This is a genomic window from Micromonospora sp. NPDC050397 (assembly GCF_044901685.1).
In the GTDB taxonomy this organism is placed as follows: domain Bacteria; phylum Actinomycetota; class Actinomycetes; order Mycobacteriales; family Micromonosporaceae; genus Micromonospora_G.
The window spans coordinates 73,257-87,481 of record NZ_JBJDPS010000009.1 but is presented as its reverse complement, the minus strand read 5'-3'; the positions used below and the strand labels follow the sequence as shown (position 1 = coordinate 87,481).

The following is a 14,225-nucleotide window of genomic DNA, read 5'->3' as shown; positions in this document are numbered from 1 at the left end:
CCGGGGCACCCGCTAAGGGAGTCGTAGGGGTTGAGGGGGCGGGCGGGCGCTCCTAGCGTCCGGGACGGTGCCGCCGGTGCGCGGCGCCGCCCCGCAACCCGGTGTCCGCCGGAGTGAGGTGACGCGCTGGTGTCGTCGAGTGAGCAGAAGCTTCGGGACTACCTGAAGCGGGTGACCGCGGACCTCCACCAGACCCGCAAGCGGCTGGCGGAGGTCGAGGCCGGAACAGGTGAGCCGATCGCCATCGTCGGCATGGCGTGCCGCTACCCCGGTGGTGTCAGCACCCCGGACGAGTTGTGGGAACTGGTGGCCGAGGGTCGGGACGGCATCGGGCTGTTCCCGACCGACCGTGGCTGGGACGTCGACGGTCTCTACCACCCGGACCCGGACCACCCCGGTACGTCGTACGCCCGGGAGGGCGGGTTCCTCTACGACGCGGCCGACTTCGACCCGGACGTGTTCGGGATCTCGCCCCGGGAAGCGCTGGCGATGGACCCGCAGCAACGTCTCCTGCTCGAAACCGCCTGGGAGGCGCTGGAGCACGCCGGGGTCAACCCGCTCGGTCTGCGGGGCAGCCGTACCGGCGTCTACGTCGGGCTGATGTACCACGACTACGCCGCGCGCCTGCTCGACGTACCGGACGAGGTCGAGGCGTACCTGGGCACCGGCAACTCCGGCAGCGTCGCCTCCGGGCGGATCGCGTACACGCTCGGGCTCGAGGGGCCCGCGCTGACCGTGGACACCGCGTGTTCGTCGTCGCTGGTCGCGCTCCACCTGGCCGCCCGTGCACTACAGACGGGTGAGTGCGACCTGGCGCTGGCCGGCGGGGTGGCGGTGATGGCCACCCCGGACACCTTCATCGGCTTCTCCCGGCAGCGCGGACTGGCCGCCGACGGCCGGTGCAAGTCCTTCGCCGCCGGTGCCGACGGGACCGGCTGGGGCGAGGGCGCCGGCATGCTGCTGGTCGAGCGGCTCTCCGACGCCCAGCGGCTGGGTCATCCGATCCTCGCGGTGGTACGCGGCAGCGCCGTCAACCAGGACGGCGCGTCGAGCGGGCTCACCGCCCCGAACGGGCCGTCGCAGCAGCGGGTGATCCGGGCCGCCCTGGCCGGCGCCGGCCTGACCACCCGGGACGTCGACGTGGTGGAGGCGCACGGGACGGGCACCACGCTCGGCGACCCGATCGAGGCGCAGGCGCTCCTGGCGACCTACGGCCAGGACCGGCCGACGCCGCTCTGGCTCGGGTCGATCAAGTCGAACCTCGGGCACACCCAGGCCGCCGCCGGGGTCGCCGGGATCATCAAGATGATCCAGGCCATGCGGCACGGCGTTCTGCCCCGTACGCTGCACGTCGACCAGCCGACCCCGAAGGTCGACTGGGATGCGGGCAACGTCGAACTGCTCACCACGGCGCGCCCCTGGCCAGCCGGGGAGCGGCCACGGCGGGCCGGCGTCTCGTCGTTCGGGATCAGCGGCACCAACGCCCACGTCATCGTGGAAGAACCCCCGGCCACGGAGGTCGCCCCCGCGACCGCCGCCGGCACGCCCCGTGCCCGACCGTCGGCGGGTGGGACGCTGCTGCCGCTGGTCGTCACCGCGCCGGACGCCGACGCGTTGCGCCGGCAGGCCGGACGACTCGGCGGGCACCTGCGGGAGCACCCGGACGGGCCGCTGGCCGACGTGGCGTGGTCGGCCACGTTGCGGGCGGCGCTGCCGCACCGGGCGGTGCTTCTCACCCGAGCCGCCGACGGCGGTGCCGCGAAGGCCGGCGACGCGCTGACCGCCTGGGCCGCCGGCAGCCGGGGCGAAGTTGTGGTGGAGGGGGTCGCGACACGCGGCAAGCGGGCCTTCCTCTTCACCGGCCAGGGGGCGCAACGACCGGCCATGGGCGCGGCGCTCGCCGCCGAGTTCCCGGTCTTCGCGGACACGCTGGCCACCGTCGCCGCCGCGCTCGACCCGCACCTGGACCGGCCCCTGGCCGAGGTGCTCGCCGACGACGACCTCGTCCACCACACCGGGTACGCCCAACCCGCGCTGTTCGCCGTCGAGGTGGCCCTGCACGCCCTGCTCGCCCACTGGGGCGTGCGACCCGACGTCCTGGTGGGCCACTCGGTCGGCGAGATCGCGGCGGCGTACGTCGCCGGGGTGCTGTCGCTGGCCGACGCGGCGACGCTGGTCACCGCCCGGGGCCGGCTGATGCAGGCGCTGCCGTCGGGCGGCGCGATGCTGGCCGTGCAGGCCAGCGAGGCTGACGTACTCGCGGTCTTTCCGGACCTGGACCTCGCGGCCGTCAACGCCCCGGACGCGGTGGTGGTGTCCGGGCCCGAGGCGGACCTCGACCGGGTCGCCGAGCAGGGGTGGAAGACCTCGCGGCTGCGTACCAGCCACGCGTTCCACTCGCGACTGATGGAGCCGATGGTCGCCGAGTTCCGGGCCGTCGTACGAACCCTGACCTTCGCCGAACCGACCGTGCCGGTCATCTCGACGGTCACCGGCCGCGCGGTGGAGCCGGGGCTCTGGTCCGATCCCGAGTACTGGGTCGAGCAGGTACGCCGGCCGGTGCGGTTCGCCGCCGCGATCGGCGCGCGTACCGGCGTCGGTACGTTCGTGGAACTCGGGCCGGACGGTGTGCTCACCGCGATGGTCCAGCGGCTGCGGCCGGACGCCGCCTGCGTCCCGATGCTGCGTCGGGACCGGGACGAGCCGACGACCGCGCTCACGGCACTGGCCACGTTGTTCGTCCACGGCGCCCCGGTCGACTGGGCCGCGCTGCTGCCCGGCGCGGGCCGCGTCGACCTCCCGACGTACGCGTTCCACCGGCGGCGGTTCTGGCTGGAGGCGCTGCCGCTGGCACAACCCGGCGTCGAACGCTGGCGCTACCGGATCGAGTGGCAGCCGGCCGTCGAGCCGTCGGCCGCGCCGCTGACCGGCACCTGGCTCGTGCTCGGCGACAGCGACAACGGCGACAGCGACGAGAACGACAATGGCGACGACGGCGCGACGTTTGCCGAGGCGCTGCGCGCGGCGGGCGTCAAGGTCGTGGCCGAGCCCGGTCCGGCCCTGGACGGGGTACTGGCCGTGGTGTCGACACCCGCCGAGGCCCTCGCGGTCGTCCGGTCGGGCCATCCGGCACCGCACTGGTTCCTCACCCGGCGCGCGGTCTCCACCGGTCCGGACGATCCGGCGCCCGAACTCGGCCCGGCGGCGGCCTGGGGGATGGCCCGGGTCGCCGGCCTGGAGGACCCGCAGCGCTGGGGTGGGCTGGTCGACGTACCCGAGCGGCTCGACCGGGTGGTGCTGGACCGGTTGGTGTCGGTGCTGGCCGGCGGACTCGGCACCGAGGACCAGGTCGCCATCCGCGCGGCCGGTCCGCTGCTGCGGCGACTGGTCCCCGCCCCGGTGCCGGCCGAGCCGGCCCGTTGGGTGCCGACCGGCACCGTGCTGGTCACCGGGGGCACCGGCGGGCTCGGCGCGGAGGTGGCCCGGTGGGCGTCGGCCCAGGGGGCGCGGCGGCTGGTGCTGGTCTCACGCCGGGGCGCCTCGGCCCCCGGGGTGGCGGAACTGCTCGCCGAACTGCCGACCGCCGGGGCGTACGCCTGCGACCTGTCCGACCGGTCGGCGGTCGAGGCACTGCTCGCCGAGGTCGGCGAGGTGGACGCGGTCGTACACGCGGCCGGGGTGAGCCAGGACGTGCCACTGGGCGCCGAGGACGCGGAGCACCTGCGTGCCGTGGCGGCCGGCAAGGTGGACGGCGCGGTCCACCTCGACGAGCTGCTGCCGGACGTACCGTTGATCGTCTTTTCCTCGATCGCCGGCGTGTGGGGGAGCGCGGAGCAGGGCGCGTACGCGGCGGCGAACGCGGCCCTGGACGCGCTCGTCTCGCGACGCCGCTCGCAGGGCCGTCCCGGAACGGCGATCGCCTGGGGGCCGTGGGCCCGGATCGGCATGGCGGCCGACGAGCGGGTCGCGGACCGACTACGGCGGCGCGGTCTCAACCCGATGGCCCCGGCCCGGGCGATGGAGGCGCTCAGCGTCGCGGCCGGTACGGCCGAGGCGCTGGTCACGGTGGCCGACGTGGACTGGGCGCGGTTTGTTCCGGTGTTCTCGACCGCGCGGGCCCGGCCACTGTTCGATGACCTGCTCCCCGACCCGCAGCCCGAGACCGGCCCGGCCCGTGACGACCTGGCCCGTGACGACCTGGCCCGTGACGACCTGGCCGCCCGGGTGGCCGACGTCGCCCCGGCCGAACGGGAACGCATCCTGTTGCGTCTGGTACGCGACGAGGTGGCCGCCGTGCTCGGCCACGAGTCGGGGACCTCGGTCGCGCCCGGCCGCGCGTTCAACGAACTCGGCTTCGACTCGCTCACCGCGGTCCAGTTGCGTGACCGGCTGGTCACCGTCACCGGACTGCGGCTCTCGCCGACGCTGGTCTTCGACTACCCGAACGCCGAGCAACTCGCCGGGCACATCGGGGAGACGCTCGTTCCCGCCGAGGACGAGGTGGACCTGCCCGACGCCGAGATCCGCGCCCGGCTGGCCGCGATCCCGGTCGAGCGGTTGCGGGAGTCCGGGCTGCTGCACCGGCTCCTGCGGCTGGCGCCGGCCGAGCCGAGCCGGTCCGAACCGGAACCCGCCGGTGATCTCGACGCGATGGACGTCGCCGACCTGGTGAAGCTCGCCCTGGGCGACGCCGCCCCGGACGCGGGTTGAGTAAGCCCTGACGCCGCCCCGGACGCGGGCTGAGTGAGTCCGCGCCGCCGCCCCGGACGTGGGCGCGGCGAGTGCACGACCCGGCCGATCCAACGCCAGCCGGCCACTGACCCGGCCCGACGAGCGGAGTGAACGATGACCCAGCCGGACGAGAAGCTCGTCGAGGCCCTGCGCAGCGCGTTGAAGGAGACCGACCGGCTCCGCCGACGCGAGCAGGAGGCGAGTGCGCGGGCCAGCGAGCCGATCGCCATCGTCGCGATGGCCTGCCGCTACCCCGGCGGCGTACGCGGCCCGGACGACCTCTGGCGGCTGGTCGCCGACGGCCGGGACGCGGTCGGCACCTTCCCGACCGACCGGGGCTGGGACCTCACCACCCTGTTCAGCGACGACCCGGACGCGTCCGGCACCTCGTTCGCCCGGGCCGGCGGCTTCCTCTACGACGTCGGTGACTTCGACGCGTCACTGTTCGGGATCAGCCCGCGCGAGGCCAGGGCGATGGACCCGCAACAGCGGCTCCTGCTGGAGTGCGCGTGGGAGACGTTCGAGCGTGCCGGCATGGACCCGCTGGGTCAGCGCGGTGCCCGTACCGGGGTCTTCACCGGTAGCAACGACCAGGACTACCTCGGCCTGCTCGGCGACCACCCGGGCGAGTTGGAGGGGCACCTGGGCACCGGGAACGCGTCGAGCGTGCTCTCCGGTCGGTTGGCGTACACGTTCGGGTTGGAGGGTCCGGCGGTCACCGTGGACACCGCCTGCTCGTCGTCGCTGGTGGCGTTGCACCTCGCGGCGCAGGCCCTCCGCTCGGGCGAGTGTGACCAGGCGCTGGTCGCCGGTGTGCTGGTGATGTCGACCCCGGGCACCTTCCTGGAGTTCTCCCGGCAGCGCGGGCTGGCCGGTGACGGCCGCTGCAAGTCGTTCGCCGCGGCGGCCGACGGGACCGGCTGGGGCGAGGGCGCCGGGGTGCTGCTGGTCGAGCGGCTCTCCTCGGCCCGGGCGGCCGGACGTCCGGTGCTGGCCGTGGTACGGGGCACCGCGGTCAACTCCGACGGCGCCTCCAACGGCCTGACCGCCCCCAACGGACCGTCCCAGCGACGGGTCATCCGGGCCGCGCTGACCAACGCGGGCCTGACGGCGCAGGAGGTGGACGCGGTCGAGGCGCACGGCACCGGCACCACGCTCGGCGACCCGATCGAGGCGCAGGCGCTGCTCGCCACGTACGGCCAGGACCGGGACCGGCCGCTCTGGCTGGGCTCGTTCAAGTCGAACATCGGGCACACCCAGGCCGCGGCGGGCGTCGGCGGCATCATCAAGATGGTTCTGGCCATGCGGTACGGGCTGCTGCCCAAGACCCTGCACGTCGACGAGCCGACCCCGAAGGTCGACTGGGGTTCCGGCGCGGTCGAACTGCTCACCGAGGCACGGGCCTGGCCGGCGGTGGACCGTCCGCGCCGCTCGGCGGTGTCGTCGTTCGGCATGAGCGGCACCAACGCGCACGTCATCCTCGAACAGGGCGATCCGGTCGGCGAGCCCGACCAGCCGGCCGGAAACCCCGGTGAGCACCAGCCGGTCGGGGACTCCGGTGAGTCGGTCGGTGGGCCCGACCGGGTGACCGGTGTCGGGCCGGTTCCGTTGCTGCTCTCCGGTGCCGGGCCGGCGGCGCTGCGGGCGCAGGCGGTCTCCGTACGCGATGCCCTGGCGGGTGCGGCGGCGGGCGAGGTGGGCGCGACCCTGGCCCGGCGGGCCGCGCTGCCCACCCGTGCCGTGGCCTGGGACCTGGAGAGCCTGACCCGGATCGAGTCCGGAGCCGTCTCCGACGCCGCCCTGGACGCCTCCGAGGTGGTCTTTGTCTACCCAGGGCAGGGCGGCCAGTGGCTGAACATGGCGGTCGGGCTGCTGGAGACACCGGCGTTCGTCGACCGCCTGCGGGAGTGCGACGAGGCGCTGCGCCCACACGTCGGGTTCTCGGTGGAAGCCGTCCTGCGGGGTGCGGACGACTGGCTGACCCGGGTGGAGGTCGTCCAACCGGTGCTCTGGGCGGTGGGGGTGGCCCTCACCGCCTGGTGGGAGTCGCACGGCCTGGTCCCGGCCGCGGTGGTCGGCCACTCGCAGGGCGAGGTTGTCGCGGCCACGGTGGCCGGCGCGCTCAGCGTCGCCGACGGCGCCCGCGTGGTCGCGGTCCGCTCCCAGGCGCTGATCGGTCTCACCGGCGACGGCGGCATGCTCTCGGTGAACGCCCCCGCCGCCGACGTCGAGCGCTGGCTGGCCCCGGCGCCCGAGTCCGGCCGACCGGACTGGTCCGACCTCGTCGTGGCCACCGTCAACGGCCCGGCGCAGGTCGTCGTCGCCGGCCCCCGGCCCCGGCTGGAGGCGTTCGGCCCGTGGTGCGAGGAGCAGGGGGTACGGGCCCGGCTGGTCGAGGTCCGGTACGCGTCCCACTCGCCCCAGGTCGACCAGGTACGCGACGCCGTCCTCGACGGCGTGGCCGACGTACGCGGCACGACGCCACGCATCCCCTGGTTCTCGACCGTCACCGGACAGCGGGTCACCGAACCGGTCGACGCCGGCTACTGGTGGGCCAACCTGCGCGAGCGGGTACGGTTCGCGCCGGTGATCCAGAGCCTGGCCGAGGCGGGATTCCAACTGTTCGCCGAGGTCTCCGGTCACCCGGTGCTGACCGTGGCGCTGGAACAGTGCGCCCCGGACGCGGGGGTCTGGGGCACGCTGCGCCGTGGCGAGGACGGCCCGGCCGGGCAGATCCGTGCCCTCGGCGACGCCTGGACCCGAGGTGTCCCGATCGACTGGGCGCCGTGGTTCGCCGACACCCGCTGGCTCCCCGAACTCCCGACCTACCCGTTCCAGCGCCGCCGCTACTGGTTGACCCCGGAGGAGCAGCGCCGCGACCAGGGCGCTGACCCGGAGTTCTGGACCGCCGTCGAGGCCGGCGCCGAATCCCTCGCCGACGAACTCGGCCTCACCGCCGACGTCGTCGAACCGGTGCTCGACGGTCTGACGTCGTGGCGGACCCGTAGGACGTTGACGTCCACGATCGACGGCTGGCGGTACGCGGTCGGCTGGGCACCCCTGCCGGTTCCCGTACCGGCGCGGCCGGAGGGGCGGTGGCTGCTCGTACGCCCCGACGGCGTCGACACCCCCGACCTGTTCCCCGACTTCGACGTACTGGTCGTCGACGCCGCCACCGACCGGTCCGCACTGGCCGCCGCCCTGCCCGCCGGACCGTACGCGGGGGTGGTGTCACTGCTCGCCCTCGACGAGCGGCCGATGCCGGAACATCCCCTGGTCGCACGGGCGGTCGCCGGTTCGCTGACGCTGATCCAGGCGCTCGGCGACGCCGGGCTCGACGCCCCGGTGTGGGTCCTCACCCGGGGCGCGGTCGGCGTCGACGGCGCCCCGCGCAGCCTCGCCCAGGCCCAGGTCTGGGGCCTGGGCCGGATCGCCGGGCTGGAGCTGCCGCGCCGCTGGGGTGGGCTGGTCGACCTGCCCGAGACGGTGGACGCGCACGCCACGCAAACCCTCGCCACCGTCCTCGCCGGGGCGCTCGGCGCCGAGGACCAGGTGGCGATCCGCGCGGGCGGGCTCTGGGCCCGCCGGGTCACCCCGGCCCCGGCCCGCCGGGGCGGCGAGGGTTGGTCGCCGCGCGGCACGGTCCTGGTCACCGGTGGTACCGGCGCACTCGGCGCCCGGGTCGCCCGCTGGGCCGCCGCGAACGGCGCCGAGCGGCTGGTGCTGACCAGCCGGCGCGGTTCCGACGCCCCCGGCGCCGACCGGCTGCGCGACGAACTGGCCGGTGCCGGCGCCGAGGTGGAGATCGTCGCGTGCGACCTGGCCGACCGGAGCTCGGTCGAGGCGCTGCTGGCGACCGTCGGCCCGGTCGACGCCGTCGTACACGCCGCCGGGGTGGGCGCGAACGTACCGTTCGACGAGACCGACGTGGCACTCGTGCAACGCCTGCTCGCCGGGAAGGTCGCCGGTGCGGTGCACCTCGACGCCCTGGTCGGTGACGTGGACGCGTTTGTCACCTTCTCCTCGCTCTCGGGCGTCTGGGGCAGTCAGTCACACGCGGCGTACGCGGTCGCGAACGCCGCCCTGGACGCGCTCGCCGAGCAGCGTCGGGCTCGCGGCGGCACGATGACCGCGATCGCCTGGGGCTCGTGGGCCGAGTCCGGCATGGCCTCGGCCGAGGTCGGGGCGATGCTGCGCCGTCGCGGCATCGTCGCGATGCCACCCGGGCCGGCGATCGAGGCACTGCGTCGCGCAGTCGCCCAGGACGACACGACGATCTGCGTCGTCGACGTCGACTGGCCGCGCTTCACCGAACTGTTCACCGCCGAGCGCCCCCGGCCGCTGATCGGCGACATCCCCGCCGTACGGGACGCGCTGGCGCGGTCGGCCGAGCCGGTCGGTGACGGAACCGGTCTCGCCGCCCGGCTGGCCGGGCTGCCCGTGGCGGAGCGGGAGCGGGTTGTCGTCGAGTTCGTCCGGGCCAGCGCCGCCGCCGTACTCGGCCATTCGTCGAGCGACGACATCGCTCCCCGCCGGCCCTTCCGGGAGCTGGGCTTCGACTCGCTGACCGCGATCGACCTACGCAACCGGCTGCGGGCCGAGAGTGGGGTGCCGCTACCGGCCACCATCGTGTTCGACCAGCCGAACGCCGCCGCCCTCGCCGCGTACCTGCTCGCCCGGGTCGGCGCCCCCGCCGTCCCGGCGGCGACCGTGACCGTCACCGGCAGCGTCGCGACGCTGGACGAACCGATCGCGATCACCGCGATGAGCTGCCGGTTCCCCGGTGGTGTCGGCTCGCCGGAGGACCTGTGGCGGCTGGTGGCCGACGGGGTCGACGCCATGTCGCCGTTCCCCACCGACCGGGGCTGGTACCTCGGTGACCTGGTCAACGCCGACTCGTCGGTACGCGGCACCACCTACACCAGCGAAGGCGGCTTTCTCGACGACGTCGCCGGCTTCGACGCGCGACTGTTCGGGATCACCCCCCGTGAGGCCGTCGCCATGGACCCGCAGCAGCGGCTGCTGCTGGAATGCTCCTGGGAAGCCCTGGAACGGGCCGGTCTGGACCCGCTCGGCCTGCGCGGCAGCCGCACCGGCATGTTCGCCGGCACCAACGGCTCGGACTACCTGTGGTCGTTGGGCGTCTTCCCCAGCGAGCTGGAAGGTCACCTGGGCACCGGAAACGCGGCCAGCGTGTTGTCCGGGCGGATCTCGTACACCTTCGGTCTCGAGGGACCCGCGATGACCGTCGACACCGGGTGCTCGTCGTCGCTGGTCGCGTTGCACCTGGCCGCGCAGGCACTGCGGCAGGGAGAGTGCGACCTGGCCCTGGTCGGTGGGGTCACGGTGATGTCCACACCCGGCCCGTTCGTGGAGTTCAGCCGCAAGGGCGGCCTGGCCGCCGACGGGCGGTGCAAGTCCTTCGCCGCCGCCGCCGACGGCACCGGCTGGTCCGAAGGCGTCGGCGTGCTCGTGGTGGAACGACTCTCGGACGCCCGCCGGGCCGGACGCCCGGTGCTCGCCGTGGTACGCGGCAGCGCGGTCAACCAGGACGGCGCCTCCAACGGGCTCACCGCTCCGAGCGGGCCATCGCAGCAGAAGGTGATCCGGCAGGCGCTGGCGAACGCGCGGCTCGACCCCGCCGACATCGACGCCGTGGAGGCACACGGCACCGGCACCACGCTCGGCGACCCGATCGAGGCCAACGCGCTGCTGGCCACGTACGGCAGCGGCCGTGACGGTGAGCCGGTCTGGCTCGGTTCGGTGAAGTCGAACCTCGGGCACACCCAGGCGGCGGCCGGCATGGCCGGACTGATCAAGATGGTGCAGGCGATCCGGCACGGCCTGCTGCCGAAGACGTTGCACGTCGACGAGCCGTCCCCGCACGTGGACTGGGCGCTGGGCGGGGTCGAACTGCTCACCGAGGCCCGGCCCTGGCCGGCGACCGGACGGCCGCGCCGCGCCGGGGTGTCCGCGTTCGGCGTGAGCGGCACCAACTCCCACGTAATCGTCGAGCAGGCCCCGGACGAGCCCGCCCCGGCGCAACCACGGCAGCCCGCGCCGGCCGTCGGGTCGGTGCCACTGCTGCTCTCCGCCGCCGACGACGCCGGGCTGCGGGCACAGGCCACCGTGGTACGGGACCACCTGGCCGGTGGCGCCGACCCGCTCGACGTCGGCGCGACGCTGGCGACCCGGGCCCGGCTGGCCGAGCGGGCCGTGGTCTGGGACGCCGACGGCCTGGCGGCGGCCGTGGCCGGTCTGGCGCCGGTCTCCGGCACGGTCACCGGCGAGGATGTCGTCTTTGTCTACCCGGGTCAGGGCGGCCAGTGGCTGCACATGGCCGCCGGGTTGACGGGCTCACCGGCGTTCGCCGACCGGCTGCGGGAGTGCGACGAGGCGCTGCGGCCGTACGTCGACTTCTCCGTCGAGCAGGTGCTGCACTCCGACGAGCGGTGGCTCGACCGGGTCGAGGTCGTGCAGCCGGTGCTCTGGGCCGTCGGCGTGGCGTTGACGGCCTGGTGGGCGTCGTACGGGGTGAAACCATCGGCCGTGGTCGGACACTCGCAGGGCGAGGTGGTCGCCGCGGTGGTGGCCGGCGCACTGTCGGTCCAGGACGGCGCCCGGGTGGTGGCGGCACGGTCACGGGCCCTGGTGGAGCTGGACGGCACCGGCGGCATGGCGTCGGTCGGCGCCGGCCCGGACGAGGTCACCGCCTGGCTGACCGGGCCGGAGTGGGCGGGGCTGACCCTCGCCACCGTCAACTCCCCGAGCCAGGTGGTGGTGGCCGGGCAGCGGCCGGCGATCGAGGGATTCGTGGCCTGGTGCGAGCGGAACGGCACCCGGGCGCGACTGGTCGAGGTCGGGTACGCGTCGCACTCCCCGCAGGTGGAGCCGGTCCGTGGTGACGTACTCGCCGCGCTGGCGGGAATCCGGGGGGCGGTGCCGACCATCCCCTGGTACTCGACCGTGACCGGGGCGCCGGTCACCGAGGCGGTGGACGCCGGCTACTGGTGGGCGAACCTGCGGGAGCGGGTGCGATTCGCCCCGGTCGTCCAGGAACTGGCCGGCAACGGGTTCCGGCTGTTCGCGGAGATCTCCGGACACCCGGTGCTCACCCTCGCGCTCGAACAGTGCGCCCCCGAGACGGCGGTGTGGGGCACGCTGCGCCGTGGCGAGGACGGCCCGGCCGGGCAGATCCGCGCCCTCGCGCTCGCCTGGGTGCACGGCGTCGACGTCGACTGGACGCCGTGGTTGGCCGGTGGCCGCCGGCTGCCGGACGCGCCGACGTACCCGTTCCAGCACCGCCGGTACTGGCTCTCGCCGAGCGACGCCGGCGAGCCCCTGCCCGCCGTGGGCGCGGGCCTGCGCTACACCGTCGGTTGGGCGCCGGTGCCGCTGGGCGCGGCCCGGCTCGACGGCCGCTGGCTGGTCGTCACACCGGCCGGCGACAACCCGGTGGTACGGGCGGTGACCGGGCAACTGGCGTCGGCCGGGGCGGAGGTGCTCACCGCCGACGTCAACGAGCTGCCGCCGGGCCGGTACGCGGGCGTCGTGTCGCTCCTGGCGCTCGACGAACGTCCACACCCGGAGTACCCGGGCGTACCCCGTGGTCTCGCCGACACCGTCACGCTGGTGCGGGCGCTGGACGGGGTCGACGCCCCACTCTGGATCGTCACCAGCGGCGCCGTCGAGGTCGGCGGCGAGCCGGTGCGCAGCCTCGCGCAGGCACAGGTCTGGGGTCTCGGCCGGGTCGCCGCGCTCGAACACCCCGAGCGCTGGGGCGGACTGGTCGACCTGCCCGGCGCCGGCGCTGACGGACTCGCCGGGGTGCTGGGCGGTGCCGGCGGAGAGGACCAGCTCGTACTCCGGGACGGGCAGGCGTGGGGGCGGCGTCTGCGGCCCGCGACCGCGCCGGCCGGCGGCTGGCGCCCGCGCGGAACCGTGCTGATCACCGGCGGCACCGGGGCGCTCGGCGGCCACGTCGCCCGGTGGGCCGCCCGCAACGGTGCGACCGGCCTGGTCCTGGCCGGCCGCCGTGGTCCGGACGCCACCGAGGCGCTCCGGGCCGAGTTGGCCGACCTCGGCACCCACGTCACCCTCGTCACCTGTGACCTCACCGACCGGGACCAGGTGGCCGCGCTCGTCGCCGGCCTCCCGACCGATCTCAGCGCGGTCGTGCACGCGGCCGGTGTCGCCCAGGACACGTCGGTCGCCGACCTGACACCGGCCGAGATCGCCGCCGTGACGGGCGCCCGGGTCACCGGCGCGCTCCTGCTGGACGAGTTCCTGGCCGACGTCGAACTGGACGCCTTCGTGGTCTTCTCCTCCGTGGCCGGGGTCTGGGGCACCGCGCGCCACCCCGCCTACGCCGCCGCCGACGCCTTCCTCGACGCGTTCGCCGGTTGGCGCCGCGCCCAGGGCCGGCCGGCCACCGCCATCGCCTGGTCCCCCTGGGCGGGCGGCGGGATCGCCGCGCGGGCCGCCGCCGACGGTTCGCTGCTCCGGCTCGGCATCCGCCCGCTCGACCCGGGCCGGGCCGTGGCCGAACTGGCCACCGCGCTGCCGAACCTGGTCGCCGCCGACGTCGACTGGGCCCGGTTCCTGCCGGCGTTCGGCCTGGCCCGGCCCGGCCGCTTCTTCGCCGAGCTGGAAGCCGCCGATCCGGCCGGCGCGGAGCAGGTCGAGGAGACCGACGCCGCCGCCGCGCTGCGGACCCGCCTCGCCGCCCTACCGGCGGAGGAGGCGAACGGCGAACTGGTCGACCTGCTGCGCGGTCACATCGCGGCCGTGCTCGGCTTCCCCGGCACGGAGAAGATCCCGCCCGGCCGGGCGTTCCGGGAGATCGGGTTCGACTCGGTCACCGCCGTCGAGTTGCGCAACCGGGTGAACGCGTCGACCGGACTGCGGTGCCCGGCGACGCTGGTATTCGACCACCCCACCCCGGCCGCACTCGCGACGTACCTGCTCGACCAAATGGTTCCGAACAATTCGCGTTCGGTACTCGACGAACTCGACGAGATAGAACGGCGGCTCGCCGGCTCCGTACCGGACGCGATCACCGGCACCAAACTGCGGATCAAGCTGCGCTCGCTGTTGTCCGCACTGGAAGCGGGAAGCCCTCCGGCACCCGCACCCATGGCCGGTACGCCGGACGGCGACTCCGACGACGAGCTGCTGAAGTTCATCGACACGCAGCTGGGACGGGCCTGATCAGGCGCCCTTCCTAGGGGAGCGCTAGGGGTTCCGGGCGTCGATCCGGCGCTCCTAGCCTCAGCCTCGGGCTGGTGGATTCTCACCATTCCGGGGAAACGGCCTTCGAATTCGGACGTCGTCATTTCGGCGTGCGATCGGTCATCCGCAGAGGTGGAGCGCAATGGCGACTGAGGAAACCCTCCGCGACTACCTCAAGTGGGTGACCGCGGACCTGGCCCAGACCCGCCACCGCCTCACCGAACTGGAAGCCGCCGAGCAGGAGCCGATCGCCGTCGTGGCGA

The 14,225-nt window shown here is 74.8% G+C and carries 1 protein-coding gene and 2 pseudogenes (1 of these 3 only partly in view); all 3 read left to right on the top strand.

Translation table 11 applies throughout. From position 1 onward, the window contains the following. Nucleotides 1-135: 135 nt before the first annotated feature. A pseudogene (locus tag ACI2K4_RS25715) lies at nucleotides 136-4,710 on the top strand (type I polyketide synthase); the annotation flags it as partial. 135 nt (nucleotides 4,711-4,845) lie between these two features. After that, complete coding sequence (locus tag ACI2K4_RS25710; RefSeq protein ID WP_404514842.1) at nucleotides 4,846-13,941, top strand: type I polyketide synthase; 9,096 nt, start codon at nucleotides 4,846-4,848, stop codon at nucleotides 13,939-13,941. A 169-nt stretch (nucleotides 13,942-14,110) separates the two neighbouring features. Further along, nucleotides 14,111-14,225: pseudogene (locus ACI2K4_RS25705) on the top strand (type I polyketide synthase) (its annotated part continues 14,429 nt past the right edge of the window); the annotation flags it as partial.

Excerpts from the sequence above, each read along its gene's own strand:
- ACI2K4_RS25710 (WP_404514842.1), top strand. The coding sequence starts at position 4,846 with ATGACCCAGCCGGACGAGAAGCTCGTCGAGGCCCTGCGCAGCGCGTTG.